We start from the raw sequence: 22844 nt of genomic DNA, 5'->3' as shown, positions 1-22844 counted from the left end.
ACAATGAACAAAAAACGGCGGCGTTTATTCATTCGGACCGGCATCCTTCTCATCTTACTCTGCGCGCTCGGATATACCGTCTATAATGCTGTTTACTCAAACGGCGAGCGTATATCTGAGGGGTCCAAAGCCCCGAATTTCGCGCTGAAAGATACAGAGGGCAGACTCATAGAACTGAGTCAGTTAAAAGGAAAAGGTGTTTTTCTGAATTTCTGGGGAACGTGGTGCGAGCCGTGCAAGCAGGAATTTCCCTATATGGAGAATCAATACAAGCATTTTAAAGACCTCGGTGTCGAGGTGATTGCGGTAAATGTCGGCGAATCAAAAATTGCAGTACATAATTTTATGAAAACATACGGCGTCAATTTCCCTGTTGCGCTTGATACTGACCGGCAAGTGCTGGACGCGTACAGCGTTTCGCCTATCCCGACGACATTTTTGATCAATCCCGACGGAAAAGTCGTGAAAGTGGTGACCGGCACGATGACAGAACGCATGGTTCATGACTATATGAATTTAATTAAGCCGGAGGCGTCTTCATGAAAAAGGCTAAATGTGAATGCGGACACGTGAATCCAGCCGGGACGGTATTGTGCGAGTCATGCGGAAAGCCGCTTGATGATCAACAGTCGCCGCTTGCCGATATGCGGTACGACGGCAGCGCAAGACGTTCGCAAACATATAACAAAACAATTGTAGATAAGGTATGGAATTTCTTTTCTTCCGTTAAAGTCGGAATATGGCTGATTGTCATTACTCTGGCGGCGTCGGCATTCGGCACGGTTTTTCCGCAAGAAGCTTATCTGCCGCCGGGCGCTCAGCCGGATACATATTATGAACAGCAGTACGGCACAATCGGCCAATTGTATTATCTGCTGGGGTTTCATCACCTGTACGGTTCATGGTGGTATATGCTCTTGATCGCATCAATCGGCGTATCACTTGTCATCTGCAGCCTGGATCGGGTGATTCCGTTGTACAGGGCGCTGAAAAACCAAGGCGTTCAGCGGAATCCGGTCTTTTTAAGACGGCAGCGTCTATACAGCCGGACAGAAACTGAGCTGAGCGGAGATACGGCTGATGGCATCAGAACACGATTGAAAAAAAAGCATTATAGAGTGCGGGAACAAGAGGGAAGTATTCTCGCAGAAAAGGGCCGTTTTTCAAGGTGGGGCCCCTACGTTAATCATATCGGCCTGATCATTTTTCTGATCGGAGCCATGCTGAGATTTGTACCCGGTATGTACGTCGATGAAACACTCTGGGTCCGTGAAGGCGAAACCGCCCAGATTCCCGGCACCGACGGCCAATATTACTTAAAAAACAACCGGTTCACCATGGAGACGTATAATAAAAACACTGAGAAAAAAGTATTCGCCGATGCCATTGACAGAGCCGGAAACGGCAAAGTCGCAAAATCCTTCACAACGGATGCGGTTTTGTACAAGAGGGAGGGCGACATCGTATTCGGTGAAAAGCCAAAGCTTAAAAGAGTCAAAGAAAACGATATCCGCGTCAATGAACCGCTGCGGTTTGACTCCTATTCTGTGTATCAGGTGGACTATAAAGAAAACCAGCTCGATCAGATGGTATTCCAGCTGATCGACCAAAAAACAAAACGGTCATTCGGCAAACTGAAGATCAATCTTCTTGATCCTGACACGGACTATGATCTTGGTAACGGTTACAAAGTGCAGATCGCCAGTTATCTTCCCGATTTTTATTTTAATAAGGACGGAGAACCGAGCACGAAAACAAAGGTCCCAAACAATCCGGCTTTCGTCTTTAAAGTCACGGCTCCTGACAAGCCGAAAGGGGAGAAAAGCTTTGTTGCGATTCAGCAGACTGTTGAAGGTTCCGCAAATAACAAGTACAAATTAAAATTCGACCATGTGGAAACGAAAAACATTACAGGTCTCACCGTCAGAAAAGATTTAACCTTATGGGTGCTTGCCGTCGGGGGCGCGATCTTTATGATCGGTGTCATTCAAGGGATGTACTGGCAGCACAGAAGGATCTGGATCAAAACCGGTGACAGCGAAGTGCTTGTGGCAGGACATACGAACAAAAACTGGTTCGGTTTGAAAAAGGATATCGGATATGTTCTTAGCGGGACGGAGATTAAAGAACCGGCCGATCAAAAAGAACTGGTCAAAAATCAGGCCTAATGAAAAAGGAGTGGTGTCATGGCGGAGCTGAGCGCAAATTTTCTTTATGCTGCCTTTTTGATTTATTTAATCGCCGTCCCGGTTTTCGGCGGCGCCATCCGGGGAACAAAAGGCGCAAAGGACGGTAAGGGCCGCTGGTCGGCTATCGGAATCACGTTAACCATTGTCGGATTTCTATGCCATCTCGCCTACTTCATTGCGAGATGGTCGGCAAGCGGACATGCGCCTGTCAGCAATATGTTTGAATTTACAACGTCATTCGGCATGATGCTTGTACTCGCTTTTATTATTATTTACTTTATTTACAGACTGCCGTCTTTAGGCATGTTCACATTGTCTGTCGCGCTTTTGCTGATCGCGTACGCAAGCATGTTTCCCGCCGATATTACGCCGCTTATTCCGTCATTGCAGAGCAATTGGCTGTACATTCACGTCACGACGGCGGCGCTCGGGCAGGCGATTCTTGCGATCAGCTTTGTAGCCGGCGTCATTTTCCTGTTAAAGCATGTCGACCAGTCCAGACCGGGCAAAAAAACGTTCTGGCTCGAGTTCATCATGTTTATTATCGTGACGACCGTGGCATTTATCGCCGTCACGTCTGCATTCCGGCTGGCGGACTACAAAGCCGAATTTAATTGGGTGGATAAAAAAGACGCCAAAAGCGTCATGATATATGATATGCCTGCGCTTGTCGGCCCGCATGAGGGAGAACTGCTTACAGAAGGCGCGATGAAGCCGTTTATTGAGCTTCCGGCTATTTTTTCAGGCAGAAAGGTCAATACGGTGATCTGGTCGTTTGGCGCGGGTCTCGTCTTATACGGCTCCCTCAGACTGATATTCAGAAAGAGAATCAGCGCTCTTTTAAGCCCGCTCGTCAAAAATGTGAATCTGGACTTGGTAGATGAAGTCGGCTACCGCGCCGTTTCTATCGGCTTTCCGGTATTTACGCTCGGCGCGCTTGTGTTTGCGATGATCTGGGCGCAGCTTGCATGGACGCGTTTTTGGGGCTGGGACCCGAAAGAAGTATGGGCGCTGATCACCTTTTTATTTTACGCAGCGTACTTGCACTTGCGGCTGTCGAGAGGCTGGCATGGCGAAAAGTCCGCGTGGCTTGCCGTCATCGGTTTCGCCATTATTATGTTTAACTTAATTTTTGTGAATCTCGTGCTTGCCGGACTTCATTCGTACGCATAGAGCCGAAAGCCGATACAGTTCTCAAGCAGCCGTACAGTTTGTTAAAATGATAGTAACAGAAGGAAAGCAGGGGGAAAACGATGGATCAAACAAATGAAACTAAAATATTAGTAGTAGATGATGAAGCCAGAATTCGACGCCTTTTAAGAATGTACCTTGAACGGGAAAACTATGTGATTGAAGAAGCGGAAAACGGTGATGAGGCCATTAAAATGGGGTTGGCATCAGATTATGATCTGGTGCTTTTGGATTTAATGATGCCGGGAACGGACGGAATAGAAGTATGCCGGCAGCTCAGAGAAAAAAAAGCGACGCCGATTATCATGCTGACGGCAAAAGGGGAAGAAGCCAACCGCGTCCAGGGGTTTGAAGCTGGCACGGACGATTATATCGTGAAGCCTTTCAGCCCGAGAGAAGTGGTGCTCCGGGTAAAGGCGCTCTTAAGAAGAGCTTCCCAAACATCCTATCTGACAGCCAATACGCCGACAAAAAATGTGCTCGTCTTTTCACATCTTTCCATCGATCACGATGCTCACAGAGTGACCGCGGACGGCACAGAGGTGAGCCTGACGCCGAAGGAATATGAACTGCTGTACTTTCTGGCAAAAACACCGGACAAAGTGTATGACAGAGAAAAACTTTTAAAAGAAGTGTGGCAGTATGAATTCTTCGGTGATCTCAGAACGGTTGACACTCATGTCAAACGGCTCCGTGAAAAATTAAACAAAGTATCCCCGGGAGCGGCGAAAAAAATTGTCACCGTCTGGGGAGTCGGATACAAATTTGAGGTAGGCGCTGAATGAAGTTTTGGAAAAGCGTAGTAGGAAAGCTTTGGTTTACCATTCTTTCACTCGTATTAATTGTTTTATTTATTTTAACGGTGCTGCTTCTGGAGTTTATAGAAAATTACCACGTAGAAGAAGCGGAAAAAGATTTAACGCAGCTTGCCGATAAAATTGCGGTCATTATAGAAAATCATGAAGACCAGCCGCTTGCCAGATCCATCACGTGGGAGCTGGCGGACAATTTAACGAGCATCGCGATCATTCAGGACGATAAGCATGTCTGGTATTCGCCCAATGACGATAATCATTTATCCTCTATTACATTGGAACAGATCAAACACGACCGGGATCTGCACAAGGCGCTGACAGATCGCAAAAAAGTAAGCAAACGCGCGGTGCCCAACAATGCCGGTTCGGATAACGAACGGCTGATCGTCGGAGTGCCGTATGAAAAAGACGGCAAAAAAGGCATGGTCTTTTTATCTCAGTCGCTGCTTGCCGTCAAAGATACGACGAAACATACGACACGCTATATTTTTCTTGCGGCGGGCATCGCCATCGTATTAACAACGTTTTTCGCTTTCTTCTTGTCCAGCAGGGTGACGTACCCGCTTCGGAAAATGCGGGAAGGCGCCCAGGATTTGGCGAAAGGAAAGTTTGATACAAAGATTCCGATTCTTACTCAAGATGAAATCGGGGAGCTTGCCATCGCCTTTAATCAGATGGGCCGGCAGCTCAATTTTCATATCAACGCGCTGAATCAGGAAAAAGAACAGCTGTCCAATATTTTAAGCAGTATGGCAGACGGAGTTATCACCATTAATATCGACGGCACCATTTTGGTGACTAACCCGCCGGCTGAACGCTTTCTGCAGGCCTGGTATTATGAGCAGAATATGAATATTAAAGAAGGCGATAACCTTCCGCCTGAGGCGAAAGAGCTTTTCCAAAATGCCGTGAGCACAGAAAAAGAGCAAATGATTGAGATGACGCTTCAAGGAAGGTCATGGGTTTTATTAATGTCGCCTCTTTATGCGGAATCACACGTCCGCGGCGCCGTAGCCGTGCTCCGTGATATGACCGAAGAGCGCAGGCTTGATAAGCTGCGTGAAGATTTCATTGCCAATGTCAGTCATGAACTCAGAACCCCGATTTCTATGCTGCAGGGATACAGCGAAGCAATAGTGGACGACATTGCAAGCACCGAAGAGGAGAAAAAAGAAATCGCGCAGATCATTTATGATGAATCCCTTCGCATGGGCCGGCTCGTCAATGATTTGCTGGATTTGGCCAGAATGGAATCCGGACATACGGGCCTGCATTATGAGACGGTGAATCTGCATGAATTTCTGGAGAAGATCTCCCGGAAATTCTCCGGTGTAGCGAAAGAAAAAGAGGTTTCGCTTACAGAAGACATTGCCGTGTCTCAGCCGGAGTGTGTTTTTGACGAAGACAAAATGGAGCAGGTGTTTACCAACCTTATAGATAATGCGCTGCGTCACACAGAGTCAGGCGGAAACGTTCATATCGCGGTTCAGACCGTGAAAGACGGTTTGAAAATCGATATTAAAGATTCCGGCTCGGGAATACCTGAAGAGGACCTGCCTTTTATTTTTGAACGTTTTTATAAAGCGGACAAGGCGAGAACAAGGGGCAGGGCAGGAACCGGACTAGGACTTGCCATCGTAAAAAATATTGTGGAAGCCCACGGCGGCTCAATTGCGGTGCACAGCAGCATTGACAAAGGAACGACATTTACATTTTATATTCCGACAAAAGTGCAGGATGGCGTCTGAAATTGACGAACAATCTTGTTCCATACGAAACACCCGCAGAACATGCGGGTGTTTTTGTTTATTTCTTCTTTAAAAAATTTAAGAATATGTTAATATAAATTCCCTTCCAAATTCCAGTTTCTCGTAATATAGTTGTAATGTAACTTTTCAACGCATTTTTACGACAAAAAAGTGAACGGAGGGGCTTCCCATGGAAGAAACCTTTCAGATATTATATGATTCATACCATCAAGATTTATACCAATTTTTATTTTATATGGTGAAAGATAAGACACAGGCTGAGGATCTGGCGCAGGAAGTGTATATCCGCGTCTTAAATTCTTATCATACTTTTGAAGGAAGAAGCAGTGAAAAAACATGGCTGTTGTCCATCGCGCGCCATGTGGCGATTGACTGGTTCCGCAAGCAGCAGACGATCAGACAGCGTATTATGGGTACGTTTGATTGGGATACACAAGATGTCAGAGATCAGCATTTGCTTCCGGACGAACTCGCCGTACAGCATGAAAATGTCCGGGAAATTTATACCGCGCTTGATCATTGCACTATAGATCAAAGAGCTGTTATTATCCTGAGATTTATTCAGGGATATTCCATTCAGGAAACAGCCGCCGCTCTTGGCTTCTCGGAAAGCAAAGTCAAAACGACCCAACACAGAGGGCTCAAAATACTTCGGAAACAGATGGAGCTTTTGAGGGAGGAGCTAATGGATGATGAAGTCATATTGGAACGAAGAAAGGGTAGAGGAGTTGTTAAGACAACTTCCGGCGGTTAGAGATCATCGTTCACCAGAGGCCATTTACCGGAATGTTGAAACGGGTAGACAGTACAGGAAAAAACCGGCCCGAAGCTGGGTTGGCCCCGCCGCCGCCGGCATCTGCGCATTGTGCATCGCTCTTATTATATCTCCTCACCTGATGACAAAAAATGATCTTACAGCTGACAGCGGTCAAGCTGAAAAAGCCAGTCAGTCAGCTGCTGTTAAGCCGGATCAGAAGACTTTTGTCGTTTCTAACGAAAACAAAAACAATTACATTACTTTGGCGTTTGCCGATTCAGATACATCCGCCGTCATTCCGGTCAGTTTTGAAAAAAAGAAGCCTGACGAATCGGTTTCAGAGGCATTCTCTGATGCAGAAAACTTAGAAGTGCCCGAATCTTTCCTTTCTGTTCCTCAGCTTTTGGACGGTGTGCAAGTAACCGCGGTTAAGAAAGATTTGCTTGTGCAGGTAAACGGACGGCTTTCAATCGAATCAGCTGCCGAAGCGGATTTATTGAAAAAGATGCTGGAAGAGACTTTGACCTGGAGTCCTTACGAGCGGATAAAATTGACAAAGATTCAAAACGGAGAAGGTCAGGATTTTTTTAAAGCTTCCGGCCTTTCGGCTGAGATGTCCGTACATAAGCAGGCCAACCGGGCGTATTTTTCTTACCGCGACAGTCTGGGACAAGAGTATCTCATCCCGTCTGAACAAACCTATTATTCAGTTTATCAGGCCATTGACGGGATGAAAACAACAGACGGGGACTCACAGACCGCGAGCGTTATAGAAGCAGATGCGATTGCATCGGTATCGGAAAGGGAATACGGCGAGCAGCTGCGGATCCAATTGTCCGAAAAACATAAAATTGAAGATTCGTTGGAAGGCATTTTAATGATTGAAGGGCTTCTGTTAACTGCGAAGGAATTCGGTTATTCTGAGGTGCTGTTCACACATGCACATACAAAGAAAATCGGCAATTATGATGTGACAAAACCGATCGCTGTGCCTGCCGCGCCTAATCCGCTTCCAAACCATTAAATGTAAAAAACCCAAAACATTCATATGTTTTGGGTTTTTTGTTTGTTACGGAAGGTCAATCAATTTAACTGAGACAATATCCTGAATGGAAGTCAGCTCATCGACGACTTTGTCATCTAAATGTTTATCAAAAGAAAGCATCATAATGGCTTCTCCGCCTTTTTCTTTACGGCCTACCTGCATGGTAGCGATATTGATATCGTTATCGCCGAGGATGCGTCCGACGCGTCCGATTACACCGGTCGTATCCTGATGCTGGATATAAACGAGGTGGCCGGCAGGATTTAAGTCAATATTAAAGCCGTTCAGTTCAACGATTCGTTCACCGAAGTGAGGGATATACGTAGCTGTTAACGTAAAGGTGCTCCGGTCTCCGGTCACTTTTACGCTGATGCAGTTATCATATCCTGTTTCATTGGAGGAAATCTTTTCGCTGAAGCTGATTCCGCGTTCTTTTGCTACACCGCCGGCGTTCACTTCATTGACAGTTGAGTCTACACGCGGTTTTAAGAAGCCGGACAGCAGGCTTTTTGTAATAAATGATGTTTCAAGTTTTGCGATGGTGCCTTCATATTGAATGGCAACATCCTTGACGGGTTCCTTCATACATTGTGACACGAGACTTCCGATTTTATCAGCAATTTGGTGATAAGGCTGAATTTTTTTGAATTCATCCTTCGTCATCGCAGGCAGATTGATCGCCGACATGACAGGCAGACCTTTAGCAAACTGCAGCACTTCTTCAGAAACCTGCGCCGCGACATTCAGCTGTGCTTCTTTCGTTGATGCGCCTAAGTGAGGTGTGGCGATCACTAACGGATGATCTGGGAGTTTTGACTCAACAGGAGGTTCCACTTCAAACACATCAAGCGCAGCGCCTGCGACATGCCCGCTTTCCAGCGCTTCCAAAAGCGCAGCTTCATCAATAATTCCGCCTCTTGCACAGTTGACCAGGCGGACGCCTTTTTTTGTTTTGGCAATGGTTTCTCTGTTAAGCAGACCTTTTGTTTCCTTTGTTAAAGGCGTGTGAACGGTAATGATATCCGCGCTTTCAAGCACTTCTTCGAATGTCCGGCTGTTCACGCCGATTTTGCCGGCTCTCTCCTCGGTTAAGAACGGATCGAATACATGGACAGTCATACCGAATGCTCTGGCGCGCTGGGCGATTTCGCTTCCGATCCGGCCCAGACCGATAATACCTAAAGTCTTTCCGTAAAGTTCCGCTCCGACAAAAGCCGTCCGGTTCCATTCCCTTGATTTGACTGAAATATTAGCTTGGGGAATGTGTCTCATTAATGAAGAAATCATCGCGAATGTATGCTCTGCCGTTGAAATGGTGTTTCCGTTCGGCGCATTTATCACGATAACTCCATGTTTTGTGGCCTCATCAATGTCGATGTTGTCTACGCCGACACCGGCTCTGCCGACGATTTTTAAAGAAGTCATCTTTTTAAACAATTCTTCGGTTACTTTTGTGGCACTGCGGACTAACAGGGCATCAAAGGTATGTAATTCATCTTCTGCATCCGCGACGTTTTTTTGAACAATTTCTATAAAGTCTGATTCCATCAGCGGCTTTAAGCCGTCATTGCTCATCTTATCTGAGACCAAAACTCGAAACATTGTTAGATTTCCTCCTAGTTTAGCTGACTAAATATCTGATAATTTATCATATTCTTAATTGAGTGTCAATGTGTATTGACGCAGTAAAGGAGAAAAGGAGGCCGATAATTCAGTTAAAATGGGCTTTATCAATATTTTATATAAAATTGAGCAGTTCTCTATACAATTACAATTTGATCATATATAATGTGAATAAATTCATAAGATCAATCTTCGGGGCAGGGTGAAATTCCCTACCGGCGGTGATGAGCGTCATGCTCTAAGCCCGCGAGCTGCTTCGGCGGCAGGATCCGGTGAGATTCCGGAGCCGACAGTATAGTCTGGATGGGAGAAGATGGAGGTTCAGCAGACGTTTTGATGCTTATATCTAACGTTTCTTTGCCAAGCCTTAGTAAGCTCCCGCTTTTTATTAAAAGCGGTTTTTTTATTGAGGTGCAAAAGAACCTTTCCTCTTTTCGAGAGATTTGATCGAAAAGGAGAGAGCATTGTGAAAGTAAAAAAATTAGTTGTCATCAGTATGCTTAGCAGCATTGCGTTTGTGCTTATGCTGTTAAATTTCCCGTTTCCGGGTCTGCCGGATTACTTGAAAATTGATTTCAGTGACGTTCCTGCAATTATTGCCATTTTGGTTTACGGGCCTGCGGCGGGGATTGCGGTTGAAGCGATTAAAAATATTCTGCAGTATATCATTCAAGGAAGCATGGCCGGCGTGCCTGTAGGGCAGGCAGCCAATTTTATCGCGGGGACGCTGTTTATTCTGCCGACGGCGTTTATGTTTAAAAAGCTCAAATCTGCTAAAGGACTTGCAGTGAGCCTGCTGGCCGGAACCGCAGCAATGACCGTGCTGATGAGTATTTTGAACTATATTCTCATCCTGCCAGCGTATACTTGGTTTTTACATTCACCGGCATTGTCAAACAGCCAACTAAAAACGGCGGTTGTGGCAGGAATTCTGCCGTTTAACATTGTAAAAGGCGTTATCATCACCATCGTCTTTACGTTCATCTTTACGAAGCTTAAACCTTGGATTGAACAAAAACGCAGCATCCAGACACAATAGCCGCTCCAAAGCGTCCGCTCTGTAAAACACAGGCGGGCGCTTTTTTGATTGTTTGATCACGCATAAAAATAAGACTCCGGCCGATAACAGCCGGAGTCTTATTCAAGAACTAAAAGCTCCTCTCACGGGGAGGGCTTTTTTATTCGTATTTCAGCGGGTCGCCTTCAAACGGCTCATCCGCAACTTTGATTGAATCAGTAGGGCATCCTTCAAATGCGTCAATCATATCTTCTTCCAGCACTTCCGGAACTTCGACGACACCTTTATTTTCGTCAAGTGTAACGAATGCAATGCCTTCATCATCATAATCATAAATGTCTGGTGCCGCAGCTCCGCAGGCGCCGCATGCAATACACGTATCTTTATCTACGATTGTGTACTTTGCCATGAAAAAAAACCTCCCAGATTGTTCGTGTTGGAACAAATGGTTTACCTTATATATTTTTTAAATATAACACCTATTCCTCTTACTTATTGTAATGATGTTAGTGTCAAATTTCAACAGAAAAATGATTGAGAATGCTTATCACATAAGGGATTCTCTTTAGCACTTCCCCCCAAAAGATGACTTTAAACGTCAAATTTATATGAAAATCTGTTAAAATAAAAAGAACCAAAAAACGAAACTTGTCACAGAAGAAATGTAGGTGTGTTTAGATTGGCGATAAACTACTTTGATACCGTGGTTCTCGACTGTCTGGACAAAATAGACGGCGAACGGACTCCGAGTGCTGTGTTTCATTTATTAAAAGGAAAAAAGTCGTCTCAAACCATTCAGGATGCCGGCTTGTTTCAGATTGCTAAATATTTCGGCATGGCTTCTCAGTGTGAACGCGGCGACATTGCGGATTCTATGCATAAACTCGCCGGGGACTCATACATTACAGCCGGAAAAGAAGAGGGAACGTGTAAAGTGACTGCACGCGGCGTTCAAAAGCTCGAACGGGCATTTGCCGAGCGGCCTTGGCCGAAGCATTGTCACGGCGCGAATTATCAAACGCCGGCCGTTACCTTGTGGAAGCGGCTTTCCCTGCTCATTCAAGTCCTGTCAAACAAAGAGCGCCAATGCAGTCAATATATCCCGGTTACAAACGATGTGCAGGTGCTGAGATGGGTCAAACGGTTCATGCGCAAAAACAGAGACGCCAAAGAGCTCTCCGTTCAAATGCATGACGCGCTGTTTCAGCTTCTGCAAGGCGTAAGTGAACGGCAGGCTCTTATTTTTGTCTATTCTTTAACATCTTTCGACAGAATCGGCAAAACGAATAAGCAGCTCGCTTCTCAGCTGAACGAAGACGAATGGTATGTGTCCGTCCAGTTTTGGGGAGCGGTACATTATGTTATTCAATCCCTTCCGCAATGTGCACATCCGGCTCTAGGCGAGCTGTTGTCCGATTTGCGGGCGGAAAGCGCGCTGACACAGTCTGCCAGAAAAACCTTGGAGCTTTTGGAAAAAGGGTTTCCGATTGAAAGAATCGCCGCGGTCAGAAATTTAAAAACCGCCACCATCGAAGATCATATTGTAGAAATATCACTGCATCAGCCTGCATTTTTTATAGAACAGTACATTTCTGAAGAGGACCAGCGTATGATAACGGCATTTGCAAAACAGCATCAAACGAATAAAATTAAACGGATTCGCGAAGGAATGCAGATGCGCTTCAGCTATTTTCAGATCAGGCTGGCGCTGGCAAAGACGGTGAAACAGCATGACTGAGCTCCATAAAGCTTTGTACCGGCACTTTGGTTTGCATTCGTTTAAAAAAGGGCAGGAAGAGATTATGACTAGCGTGCTCCAGAAAAAGGATACGATCGCCATGCTTCCGACCGGCGGGGGAAAATCATTATGCTATCAGCTTCCGGGTTACATAATGGACGGGCTCGTGCTGATTATTTCGCCGCTCCTTTCATTAATGGAAGATCAGGTGCAGCAGCTGAAAGCGAAAGGAGAAAAACGGGTTGCGGCATTAAACAGCATGCTGAATGCTGACGAGCGGCATTTTATTCTCAGCAACATCAGCAGGTACAAATTTCTTTATATGTCCCCTGAAGCCCTCTCGTCACCTTATGTGCTGAACCGTTTGAAAAACGTCCCGGTCAGTTTGTTTGTCATTGATGAGGCTCATTGCATATCAGAATGGGGGCATGATTTCAGGCCTGATTATTCAAAGCTCGGGCCCTTCAGGCAAGCACTCGGCAAGCCGCCTGTATTGGCGCTGACCGCAACAGCGACAAAAGAAACGCTCAGTGATGTGACGGACGTGCTCGGACTTGAGCATGCAGTGCGCCATCTATATTCTGTTAACCGGCCGAATATTCTTTTGACAGTTGAACACTTGGCTGATAATGCCGAAAAAATAAGCAGGATCACGGATCTCGTCAAAAAGCTTGAAGGCCCGGGCATCGTCTATTGTCCGACCAGAAAGTGGGCGGAAGAGCTTGCGGCTGAGCTGAACGAAAAAACGGGAAAGCGGACGGATTATTATCATGGAGGGATGGACACAGGCGACAGAATTTTAATCCAGCAGCAATTTATCCATAACCAGCTTGATTGCATTTGCTGTACCAATGCGTTCGGCATGGGTGTGGACAAGTCTGATATCCGCTTTGTCATTCACTTTTATCCTCCACAAACGGCTGAGGCCTTTATGCAGGAAATCGGCAGAGCGGGACGCGACGGCAGCCCGAGTGTCAGTATTTTGCTGAGAGCGCCTGGCGATACAGAGCTTCAGCAGCAGATTATTCAGACAGAAAGCTTGTCTGATTATGATCTGGAAGGCATTCTGGCCATCATCCGGGACGCCGGTACGAGCGATGAGCGAAAGCTTCGGGACGTTCTTATAAGTAAGGGCGTTCAGGAAACGCAGGCGCGAACGGCCATCCACCTGTATCTGCAGGGAAAAACCACAAAAGAGCAGCTGCAGGAAGAACTGACATACCGCGTGGAAAAGAAGCTGCATAAAATGAACCGCTTTTCGGCGTTATTGGAGCGGAAAGAATGTATAAGAAAAGCGCTGTTGGCATACTTTGATGAATCGTATGAGCCTGAAGATCAAACAGGACAATGCTGCAGCAGCTGCGGAGTTGATCTGGCCCCATACGAGCAAAAAGGAGAACAGAAAAACATGGAGCGGTTTGAAGATTGGAAGATGGAATTAGGCCGGATTTTCGGTTTAGAGTCTGCGGGTGAGTTGAGCTGAGACGGCAAAGCGAATTGATCCATCAGCTCTCAGACCGTGAGATTGTCATACAGCTTTATGTTACCCAATTGCTCATATTGGCGGCTTCAGCGGTTATTGGCTTTTTCTTTTTCACCGATGTTCACGATTTTTTAAAGCTTTGGCATATACGTGACGATAAAATCATATGGTACGGTGTAACTCTTGCCATCCTTGTCATTTTTGCCGATCTGGCGGTGATGAAATGGTGTCCTTCGCATTTATATGATGACGGCGGTATTAATACACTGCTTTTTAAGAACAGGCCGGTTTTGCACATTTTGTTTTTGACGCTTCTCATTTCGTTCAGCGAAGAGATTTTATTCAGAGGCGTCCTGCAGACACATATCGGTTTATGGGCCGCCAGCTTGATTTTCACCGTGCTTCATTTCAGATACTTGGCGAAGTGGCTTCTGTTTATTATGGTTGCGGGCATCAGTCTTTTGCTGGGGCTTATTTATGAATGGACCGGCAATTTATTCGTTCCGGTTACAGCGCATTTTATTATTGATGCGGTATTTGCCTGTCAAATCCGTTTTCAATATGTGAGGAGGGGTTTGCATGACGGAAATGTCAAGAGTTGAAAGAAGAAAAGCTCAGCTGCGTGCCGAGCAGCAGGTTGCCGCGGCCGCGGATGAACAAATTGAATATCTTGAAGACAGCCTCCCGACAAGACAATCTGTAAAAGAGGAGCGTAAAAAAAAGGAAGAGCAGGTGAAGGAAAAAACCAAAACAAAAACACCGCTGTTCACCTTCCTGACCGTCCTGTTTATTATTGTGACAATCGGTGTCTTTTTCGGTCTTCTGTATATGACGAACAGCAGCAGATTTGACCCGAAGGATTATGAAGATGTCTTCATAGATCACAGTGAAAGCGCGCCTGCCGTTACTCCGAAAGCGGACGTTCAGAAAGAAACATCCGAAACCGCTCTTTTAAAAGAGCCGGAAAAAAAGTCTGAGGCCAAAGAAAAAAAAGAAACGGCCGCATCTGAAAAAACGAAAGAAAAACCGATTGAAAAAACACCGAAAAAAACGGAAACGGCTTCAGAAAAACAGGTGGTGAAGCCGACAGAAACCGAATATGCGGAGGCCAAACAGCAGTCTCCGCCGGCTGTCCGTGAAAAAGCGGTTCCGGCTGCCGGCAGTGATCAAGCCGGAACCGTCCGGCAAAAAGTGCGGACCGTCCAGCATACTGTACAGCCGAAAGAAACGCTTTACCGCATTTCAATGAAATATTATAAAAGCCGGGCGGGCGAAGAAAAAATCCGCAGCTACAACGGGTTAAACGGAAACGACGTGTATACCGGCCAGGTTCTGAACATTCCGCTGTCCGAATAAATACATATTTTCACCGCAGCTTTCATATAGTGTACCAATGAAAACGGACAAGGTGTGAAGCGCATGGATTCTTTATGGAAGCAATTAGACCGATTTGCTGACGGACCGACGAAACAAATGCTTCAGGCACTGGTTAAAAGGAAATTAAAATACGAAAATTATGCCGCGCAATGCCGAAGATGGCAGTGGGCGTCCCTCGTTTGCTTTTCCCTGATGTGCGTACTGCTGATTTTTAAAAGCTTTAATGCCCCCCAAGCTTCTCCGCAGCTGATTCTGCAGGAAATATTAGGCCATACGGTTTATTTGTGCTGGATTATGGCTTCCGCTTTTGCGTATTGCACTTCTTATTATTTTAAAAAAAAGGAAGAAAAAGCTGAGGGTGAATTTCATAAACTGAGATGTGAAATTATCCAAAAAAGCACGGATTTATGGCCTCAGCCGGAAAAATGGCGGGCGAGAGAATCCGTTTTTCACTTGATGAAACATCGGTATGATATCAATCTTTATTTTGAAAGCAAATAAAAAGAGGCGTTTTCCGGAAAGGATAGAAACGTCTTTTTTTGTTTGTCCGTCTAATGTAAGACAATGACAGAATGGAGAGTGCATTTATGAAGCTTACAGCGGGAATTCTCGGCTCATTGGCGGGAGCGGCTGCAGTTATGGCGGCCGTCATGTACAAAACGGCAAACGGCAGCCATCTGAAAACACATACATTTACGCTTGATAAAATGAAAGGGATGAAGCCGCTCACCATCTTCTTTATATCTGACGTGCACCGCCGTTTAATTGATGAAAAGCTTCTCTGGGAAGCATCGGTTTATAAGCCGGATGCCGTTTTGCTCGGCGGTGATTTGGCGGAGGGCGGAGTTCCTTACGCCAGAATTGAAGAAAACATCAAGCGTCTGACGGCTCTTGCGCCTGTCATTTATGTGTGGGGAAATAATGATTACGAGGTCAGCCAGCAAAAATTGCTCTCTCTTTTAAGGGCATATAAAGTGATTCCGCTGAGAAATGAATCGGTTCAGTTTACTTATAAAGGGGAAACCGTTACGATCTGCGGCGTGGATGATATCCGGATGATGATGGATGATTACGAATCTGCGGTCAGACATACGGATGCAAACCAAGTAAATCTCCTGCTTTGCCATAACCCGGAAATCCATGAGCAGATGAATGAGTCTGACGGAATTGATGCTGTGTTCAGCGGCCATACGCACGGCGGCCAAATCCGTTTCGGCCGGTTCGGGCCGTATGAATTGGGAGGGACGGGAACGGTAAAGAAAGCGCATTACCTGATCAGCAACGGCTACGGCACGACAAAAGTTCCGCTGAGGCTCGGAGCGAAACCGGAGACGCATATGATTACACTGTGCGGACCTGATGAGCCGTTTTCCTGAAACAAACCCGGCCGTTCCGATAAAAAACGGCATTCTGCTTGTCTTCCCGCTGTACACGGTGTAAACTGATAACAAATTAAGAACCTATGACTCATTTATTCATATACTGTGTTATATGATTTGTGTGCAAGAAGAGGCAGGAGGGAACATTATGCGGCTTGAGCGTCTGAACTACAATAAGATTAAAATCTTTTTAACCCTCGACGATCTCACTGATCGGGGATTGACAAAAGAAGACCTCTGGAAGGACTCGTTTAAAGTCCACCAGTTATTTAAAGATATGATGAATGAAGCAAATACAGAGCTCGGCTTTGAAGCGAATGGTCCGATCGCGGTGGAAGTATATTCTCTTCAGGCACAAGGCATGGTTGTGATTGTAACGAAAAATCATGACGCGGACGCAGAAGATGACGAATATGACGATGATTATATCGAGATGCAGGTCAAACTTGACGAAAGTCCGGATATTATTTATCAGTTCCATTCGTTTGAAGATATCATTCAGCTTGCCGGGAGCCTTCATCGCATCGGGATTACCGGCGGAACCGTCTACCACTATGAGAACCAGTACTATGTAAGTCTTGAAGACCTCGGCTCCCGTTCTGCCGAAGGCGTTGTCGCGGTGCTGGCCGAATACGGGCATCCGGCGACGATCACGATTTACAGGCTCCATGAATACGGAAAACTCATCATGGACGGCAATGCTGTAGAGACCATCCAGAAACATTTTTCATAAAAAAGATGAAACGGCCGCTGTTTTCAGCAGCCGTTTTTTTTAGCGAAATAATGGAAAAATCATTGTCTTTCTCCTATGCACGGAGATATTGAAGGTGTATACTAGTCACTGAAAGGGAGCATGAGAGAAACAGAAGATTTTAGGAGGTTAACTCAAATGGCAGCCGATCGATTCACCGGTCATAATGAAGAAGACAAACATGATGTATTAAAATCAACCCAAACCGTAATACATAAAGCTCTGGAAAAATTGGGGTATCCAGAAGAAGTGTATGAACTGCTGAAAGAGCCGCTCAGATTATTAACGGTTAAAATTCCGGTTCGGATGGATGACGGGTCTGTGAAGATATTTACAGGCTATCGTGCGCAGCACAATGATTCCGTAGGTCCGACAAAAGGCGGTATTCGTTTTCACCCGAATGTAACTGAAAAAGAGGTGAAAGCACTTTCCATCTGGATGAGTTTAAAATGCGGCATTATTGATCTTCCTTATGGCGGTGGTAAAGGCGGAATTGTTTGTGATCCGAGAAATATGTCATTCAGAGAGCTTGAAAGACTGAGCAGAGGATACGTCAGAGCAATCAGTCAGATTGTCGGACCGACTAAAGACGTCCCGGCGCCTGATGTATTTACAAACTCGCAGATTATGGCTTGGATGATGGATGAATATTCAAGAATTGATGAATTTAACTCACCCGGCTTTATTACGGGAAAACCGCTTGTACTCGGCGGATCCCACGGCAGGGAATCAGCTACGGCAAAAGGCGTCACCATCTGCATTAAAGAAGCGGCCAAGAAAAAAGGCCTCGATATTCAGAACGCGCGCGTCGTCGTACAAGGTTTCGGAAACGCGGGCAGCTATCTGGCGAAATTTATGCATGACGCCGGCGCGAAAGTTGTCGGAATTTCTGACGCGTACGGAGGTCTTTACGATCCGGACGGTCTTGATATTGATTATTTGCTTGACCGCAGAGACAGTTTCGGAACAGTGACGAAGCTCTTCAATGATACCATTACGAATCAGGAGCTGCTTGAGCTTGACTGTGATATACTGGTCCCGGCAGCGATCGAAAACCAAATTACAGAAGAAAATGCTGACCGCATCAAAGCGAAAATCGTAGTAGAAGCGGCAAACGGACCGACGACACTGGAAGGAACGAAAATCCTGACAGACAAAGGAACGCTGCTGGTTCCCGATGTTCTGGCGAGTGCCGGCGGTGTAACGGTTTCTTATTTCGAATGGGTGCAAAATAACCAGGGCTTCTACTGGAGTGAAGAAGAAGTCGAAGAAAAACTGGAAAATATGATGGTAAAATCGTTTAATAATATTTATGAAATGTCCCAAAACCGCCGGATTGACATGAGGCTTGCGGCTTACATGGTCGGCGTGCGGAAAATGGCGGAGGCTTCGCGTTTCAGAGGCTGGATATAAACCAATCGTTTGCATAAACAAAAAAAATCTCCTATGATAATATAGGAGATTTTTTATATGAGTGGAAACTTATGATGGAAATGCCAAATCGCAGGAGTTGAAGGACATGACAGAAGAAAAAGCAATTATAATAGGCGGAGGTCCTTGCGGATTATCGGCGGCTATACATCTGAAGCAAATTGGCGTAAACGCCCTTGTGATCGAAAAAGGAAATGTCGTAAACAGCATTTATCACTATCCGACACATCAAACTTTTTTCAGTTCAAGTGAAAAACTGGAGATCGGCGATGTCGCCTTTATTACGGAAAACAGAAAACCGGTCCGAATACAGGCTCTCTCGTACTACAGAGAGGTTGTCAGAAGAAAAGAGCTTCGTGTAAACGCCTTTGAAACGGTGGAGCGCGTCACGAAACAAGAAGACGGCCGTTTTCTTGTTGAAACGTCAAAAGACCGCTATCTCACTCCGTTTTGTATTATCGCGACAGGATATTATGATCATCCGAATTATATGAACATACCGGGTGAAGAGCTTCCTAAAGTATTTCATTACTTTAAAGAAGGCCATCCTTATTTTGATAAAGATGTCGCGGTGATCGGCGGGAAAAACTCAAGTGTAGATGCGGCTTTGGAATTGGTGAAGTCCGGCGCGCGCGTTACGGTGCTTTACAGAGGAAATGAGTACTCCCCGAGCATCAAGCCGTGGATTCTGCCTGAGTTTGAGGCCCTCGTCAGAAACGGAACAATCCGGATGGAATTCGGCGCTTGTCTTGAAGAAGTGACGGAAGATGAGATCATTTTCCGCTCCGGCCGAAATGAGACGGTCAGGCTGAAAAACGATTTCGTATTTGCCATGACAGGATATCATCCCGATCACGGATTTCTTGAAAAAATCGGTGTGCAGATTGATGCAGAATCAGGCCGGCCGTTTTTCCGGGAAGAAACGATGGAAACAAATGTTGATGGTGTTTTTATTGCCGGGGTTATTGCAGCGGGAAATAACGCTAATGAAATTTTTATCGAGAACGGCCGTTTTCACGGCGGCTTGATCGCAAATGAAATTTCAAAACGGCTTGGTGCAGAGAGCATATGATCATTCATATGCTCTTTTTTTAGAAATTGGAAGATGTAAAAATATGAACAACATGGTACGATAGATATAGGAATATAAAGGAAAGAGGTTGCCTGATGTTTGCAATCATCTCTGCAGGAATTGCTCCCGGCATTGCGCTGTTAAGCTATTTTTATTTAAAAGATCAATATGACAATGAACCCGTACATATGGTGCTGAGGTCTTTTTTTCTCGGAGTTGTACTTGTGTTTCCGACCATGTTCATCCAGTATGTTCTTGAAAAAGAGCATGTAGGGGGAGGAAGCTTTTTCGTTTCGTTTTTGTCTTCGGGCTTCTTGGAAGAATCGGTGAAATGGTTTGTTTTGATGATCAGTGTGTACCCGCATGCTCATTTTGATGAGCATTATGACGGAATCGTTTACGGGGCCAGTGTGTCATTAGGCTTTGCGACGCTTGAAAATATCCTTTATTTATTCGGCCACGGTGTTGAGCATGCTTTCATCAGGGCGATTCTGCCAGTCTCCTGCCATGCGCTGATCGGGGTGATCATGGGGTTTTATCTCGGAAAAGCCCGCTTTTCGCAGAAAAAAGTCCGCGTGAAGTGGCTTGTGATTTCACTGGTCGTGCCTTCATGTCTGCATGGTTCTTACGATTTTATTCTTACCGCCCTCAATCATTGGGTATATTATATGCTGCCGTTTATGCTGTTTTTATGGTGGTTCGGGCTGAGGAAGGCAAAAAAAGCACGTTCCGTCAATATAATCCAAGTGTGAAGAAACCGCGCATCGCGTGCGGTTTCTTTTTTATGCCTTGACAGGGGATAAGAAGGAAACGTGCATAAAAATAACCTCGTGACAGACAATACGGATACACTTTAAATTTTGCTGGAGGAGGCTTGAAAAGATGAAGTGTAAAGGAGCGTTTATGGCTTGTCTCATTCTATTTTCATTCGCCGCCGCTATCTTCGATCATGAAACGGCCCATGCGTTTTCAAATCAAGTGATTCAAAGAGGCGCAACGGGTGATGATGTTATAGAATTGCAGGCCCGTCTGCAATATAACGGATTTTATAACGGGAAAATCGATGGTGTTTACGGCTGGACGACATACTGGGCCGTACGGAATTTTCAGGAGAAATTCGGCATGAAGCCGGTTGACGGCCTCGTCGGTGCGAAAACCAAGCAGGTGCTGATTTCAAAATCAAAATACTACCGCGAATATGTAATGGAGCAGATTCAAAAAGGGAATACGTTCACCCATTATGGCAACGTTCCTTTAAAAAACCAAACGAAACCGTCAGCCGGCGCCCAGAAGTCTGCTGGAACGAATAAGCCCGCTCAAAAACCGCAAAACAATACAGGCGGTCAGTCAAATCAAAAGCAAAATACGACAGCGGCCAATATGCCGGGCGGTTTCTCAAACAACGACATCAATCTTCTGGCGCAGGCTGTGTACGGGGAAGCGCGCGGTGAGCCGTTTGAAGGACAGGTTGCCATCGCCGCTGTTATTTTAAACCGTATTAAAAGCCCGTTATTTCCGAATACGGTGGCCGGCGTCATTTTCGAACCGCTCGCGTTTACCGCTGTTGCCGACGGCCAAATATATATGCAGCCGAATGAAAGAGCAAAAGAAGCAGTTCTTGATGCGATTAACGGCTGGGACCCTTCTGAAAACGCGCTTTATTATTTCAATCCTGATACGGCGACAAGCAAATGGATTTGGGGACGTCCGCAGATTAAACAGATCGGAAAACACATTTTCTGTGAGTAAAAGTACGAAAAATGAGGTGTTAACATGATTAGAGGAATCATTATCGCTGTTCTCGGTGTCGCGATCGCCGCAACCGGGTATTGGGGATATAAAGAGCATCAGGAAAAAGATGCGGTCCTTCTGCATGCGGAAAATAATTATCAGAGGGCATTTCATGAACTGACGTACCATGTAGATCAGCTTCACGATAAAATCGGGACGACGCTTGCAATGAACAGTAAAAAATCTCTGTCTCCGGCGCTCATTGATGTATGGAGAATAACATCTGAAGCTCATAACAATGTGAGCCAGCTGCCGCTGACTCTCATGCCTTTTAATAAGACGGAGGAGTTTTTATCCAATATAGGAGATTTCAGCTATAAAACATCGGTCCGGGATTTAGATCAAAAACCGCTTGATAAGAAAGAGTATACAACACTGAACAGCCTGTACAAACAGGCGGAAAACATTCAAAACCAGCTGCGCAGCGTTCAGCATCTCGTCATGAGCAAAAATCTGCGGTGGATGGATGTTGAGATGGCGCTCGCCTCTGACAAAAAACAAAGCGATAATACGATCGTCGACAGCTTTAAAACTGTCGAAAAAAATGTAGGCGCTTTTTCTGAAGACAGCACCAGCCCTACGTTTACAAGCGCAAACACAGAACGAAAAGGTTTTACGCATCTGAAAGGAAAACAAATTACAGAAAAAGAAGCAGTCAAAATCGCGCAAAGGTTTGCGCCTGATCATAATTATTCCATTAAAGTGGTAAAAAGCGGCCGGAAGACGAATCGGGACGTATACAGCATCCGCATGAAAGACGCCGACAGCAAGTCTTTTATCTATATGGATATTACCCAAAAAGGCGGACATCCGGTCTATTTAATTCAAAAGCGGGCCGTGAAGAAACAAAAGATCAGCCTCAATGAAGCATCTAACCGGGCCGTCGCGTTTTTAAAGAAAAACGGTTATGAAACAAAAAATCTCGAAATTGATGAAAGCGCGCAATATAACAACATCGGCGTCTTTTCTTTTATTCCCGTTGAGAAAAACGTCCGTATTTATCCGGAAGCCATCCGGATGAAGGTGGCGCTGGATGACGGTGAAGTCGTCGGCTTCTCCGCGCGTGATTATTTGGCGGCGCACCGCACGAGAACAATTCCGGCTCCGGCTTTATCGGCTGATGAAGCGAAAGCGAAGCTGAATAAAAATGTTGAAGTCCGGGAGACGCGGCAGGCATTGATCACGAATGAACTTGGCCAGGAAGTGCTTTGCTATGAAATGCTCGGGACGATCGGGAAAGACACATATCAAATGTTCATCAATGCGGACGATGGAAAAGAAGAAAAAATAGAAAAATTAAAAAGTGCAGAACCTATATATAAAGACCTATAAAAATAAAGGAGGAAAGGACTAAAAGTCTTTTCCTTTTTTTCATTACATGCTTTAATAAAAGCATAAATAATGAAAGAGTGAAG

At 45.5% G+C, this 22844-nt stretch carries 22 protein-coding genes and 1 riboswitch; of the genes, 20 read left to right on the top strand and 2 right to left on the bottom strand.

Annotated features, from left to right (window positions below; all coding sequences use genetic code 11):
• The first annotated feature begins 3 nt into the window (after positions 1-3).
• The 7 genes from resA (at position 4) to Y79_RS0119210 (ending at position 7745) form a co-directional block, all read left to right on the top strand.
• Entirely contained in the window at positions 4-543 is a 540-nt protein-coding gene (gene resA, locus Y79_RS0119240; protein ID WP_016939135.1) for a thiol-disulfide oxidoreductase ResA, read from the top strand.
• Complete coding sequence (resB, locus tag Y79_RS0119235) at positions 540-2168, top strand: cytochrome c biogenesis protein ResB (protein WP_016939134.1); 1629 nt, start codon at positions 540-542, stop codon at positions 2166-2168. The genes resA and resB overlap by 4 nt, the downstream gene beginning before the upstream one ends.
• An 18-nt stretch (positions 2169-2186) precedes the next feature.
• On the top strand, positions 2187-3362 hold the full coding sequence (gene ccsB, locus Y79_RS0119230; protein ID WP_016939133.1) for a c-type cytochrome biogenesis protein CcsB: 1176 nt from the start codon (positions 2187-2189) through the stop codon (positions 3360-3362).
• A gap of 80 nt (positions 3363-3442) precedes the next feature.
• Positions 3443-4165 carry a DNA-binding response regulator ResD gene (gene resD / locus Y79_RS0119225; RefSeq protein WP_003153397.1) on the top strand — a complete coding sequence of 241 codons (723 nt, stop codon included), beginning with the start codon at positions 3443-3445 and terminating at the stop codon, positions 4163-4165.
• Entirely contained in the window at positions 4162-5943 is a 1782-nt protein-coding gene (locus tag Y79_RS0119220; protein ID WP_016939132.1) for an ATP-binding protein, read from the top strand. Before resD ends, Y79_RS0119220 begins: the two co-directional genes overlap by 4 nt.
• A gap of 190 nt (positions 5944-6133) precedes the next feature.
• On the top strand, positions 6134-6718 hold the full coding sequence (sigX, locus tag Y79_RS0119215; protein ID WP_016939131.1) for an RNA polymerase sigma factor SigX: 585 nt from the start codon (positions 6134-6136) through the stop codon (positions 6716-6718).
• Positions 6654-7745 (top strand): sugar dehydratase, encoded by a 1092-nt coding sequence (locus Y79_RS0119210; protein ID WP_475647894.1) that lies wholly within the window; start codon positions 6654-6656, stop codon positions 7743-7745. Before sigX ends, Y79_RS0119210 begins: the two co-directional genes overlap by 65 nt.
• Positions 7746-7790: 45 nt before the next feature.
• Here Y79_RS0119210 and serA read toward each other — a convergent pair whose 3' ends face one another.
• Positions 7791-9368: a phosphoglycerate dehydrogenase gene (gene serA / locus Y79_RS0119205; RefSeq protein ID WP_016939129.1), complete on the bottom strand. Its 1578-nt coding sequence runs from the start codon at positions 9366-9368 to the stop codon at positions 7791-7793.
• Positions 9369-9573: 205 nt separating this feature from the next.
• Positions 9574-9708: riboswitch (FMN riboswitch) on the top strand.
• A 147-nt stretch (positions 9709-9855) separates the two neighbouring features.
• On the opposite strand from serA, the gene Y79_RS0119200 reads away from it, so the two are divergent.
• Positions 9856-10428 (top strand): ECF transporter S component, encoded by a 573-nt coding sequence (locus tag Y79_RS0119200; protein ID WP_015240114.1) that lies wholly within the window; start codon positions 9856-9858, stop codon positions 10426-10428.
• Between the two features lie 139 nt (positions 10429-10567).
• On the opposite strand, the gene Y79_RS0119195 is transcribed toward Y79_RS0119200, so the two are convergent.
• Positions 10568-10816: a ferredoxin gene (locus Y79_RS0119195; RefSeq protein WP_003153403.1), complete on the bottom strand. Its 249-nt coding sequence runs from the start codon at positions 10814-10816 to the stop codon at positions 10568-10570.
• Positions 10817-11086: 270 nt separating this feature from the next.
• Here Y79_RS0119195 and Y79_RS0119190 point away from each other — a divergent pair, with 270 nt between their 5' ends.
• The 12 genes from Y79_RS0119190 to ypeB all read left to right on the top strand — a co-directional run bounded on the left by Y79_RS0119190 (position 11087) and on the right by ypeB (position 22761).
• Positions 11087-12145, top strand: coding sequence for a YpbB family protein (locus Y79_RS0119190; RefSeq protein ID WP_016939128.1), 1059 nt, complete (start codon positions 11087-11089; stop codon positions 12143-12145).
• Positions 12138-13628 carry a RecQ family ATP-dependent DNA helicase gene (locus tag Y79_RS0119185; RefSeq protein WP_016939127.1) on the top strand — a complete coding sequence of 497 codons (1491 nt, stop codon included), beginning with the start codon at positions 12138-12140 and terminating at the stop codon, positions 13626-13628. The genes Y79_RS0119190 and Y79_RS0119185 overlap by 8 nt, the downstream gene beginning before the upstream one ends.
• A 14-nt stretch (positions 13629-13642) precedes the next feature.
• Positions 13643-14230 carry a CPBP family intramembrane glutamic endopeptidase gene (locus Y79_RS0119180; protein ID WP_016939126.1) on the top strand — a complete coding sequence of 196 codons (588 nt, stop codon included), beginning with the start codon at positions 13643-13645 and terminating at the stop codon, positions 14228-14230.
• Positions 14208-14984 carry a LysM peptidoglycan-binding domain-containing protein gene (locus Y79_RS0119175; RefSeq protein WP_016939125.1) on the top strand — a complete coding sequence of 259 codons (777 nt, stop codon included), beginning with the start codon at positions 14208-14210 and terminating at the stop codon, positions 14982-14984. The genes Y79_RS0119180 and Y79_RS0119175 overlap by 23 nt, the downstream gene beginning before the upstream one ends.
• Before the next feature lie 63 nt (positions 14985-15047).
• Positions 15048-15506, top strand: a complete 459-nt coding sequence (locus Y79_RS0119170; protein WP_016939124.1) for a YpbF family protein — start codon at positions 15048-15050, stop codon at positions 15504-15506.
• Between the two features lie 86 nt (positions 15507-15592).
• Positions 15593-16381 (top strand): metallophosphoesterase, encoded by a 789-nt coding sequence (locus tag Y79_RS0119165; RefSeq protein WP_016939123.1) that lies wholly within the window; start codon positions 15593-15595, stop codon positions 16379-16381.
• A gap of 151 nt (positions 16382-16532) precedes the next feature.
• On the top strand, positions 16533-17117 hold the full coding sequence (locus Y79_RS0119155) for a genetic competence negative regulator (RefSeq protein ID WP_016939122.1): 585 nt from the start codon (positions 16533-16535) through the stop codon (positions 17115-17117).
• A 156-nt stretch (positions 17118-17273) separates the two neighbouring features.
• Positions 17274-18548 (top strand): NAD-specific glutamate dehydrogenase, encoded by a 1275-nt coding sequence (gudB, locus tag Y79_RS0119150; RefSeq protein WP_016939121.1) that lies wholly within the window; start codon positions 17274-17276, stop codon positions 18546-18548.
• Between the two features lie 106 nt (positions 18549-18654).
• The gene (locus tag Y79_RS0119145) at positions 18655-19638 is read left to right on the top strand and encodes a YpdA family putative bacillithiol disulfide reductase (protein WP_016939120.1); all 984 of its coding nucleotides are present in this window, start codon (positions 18655-18657) and stop codon (positions 19636-19638) included.
• A gap of 95 nt (positions 19639-19733) precedes the next feature.
• Positions 19734-20390 (top strand): glutamic-type intramembrane protease PrsW, encoded by a 657-nt coding sequence (prsW, locus tag Y79_RS0119140; protein WP_016939119.1) that lies wholly within the window; start codon positions 19734-19736, stop codon positions 20388-20390.
• Between the two features lie 130 nt (positions 20391-20520).
• Entirely contained in the window at positions 20521-21387 is an 867-nt protein-coding gene (gene sleB, locus Y79_RS0119135) for a spore cortex-lytic enzyme (protein WP_016939118.1), read from the top strand.
• A gap of 24 nt (positions 21388-21411) precedes the next feature.
• On the top strand, positions 21412-22761 hold the full coding sequence (gene ypeB / locus Y79_RS0119130) for a germination protein YpeB (protein ID WP_016939117.1): 1350 nt from the start codon (positions 21412-21414) through the stop codon (positions 22759-22761).
• The last annotated feature ends 83 nt before the right edge of the window (positions 22762-22844 follow it).

The organism is Bacillus siamensis KCTC 13613 (genome assembly GCF_000262045.1).
GTDB classification, from domain to species: Bacteria; Bacillota; Bacilli; order Bacillales; family Bacillaceae; genus Bacillus; species Bacillus siamensis.
This window is presented reverse-complemented; position numbering and strand designations above follow the sequence as displayed.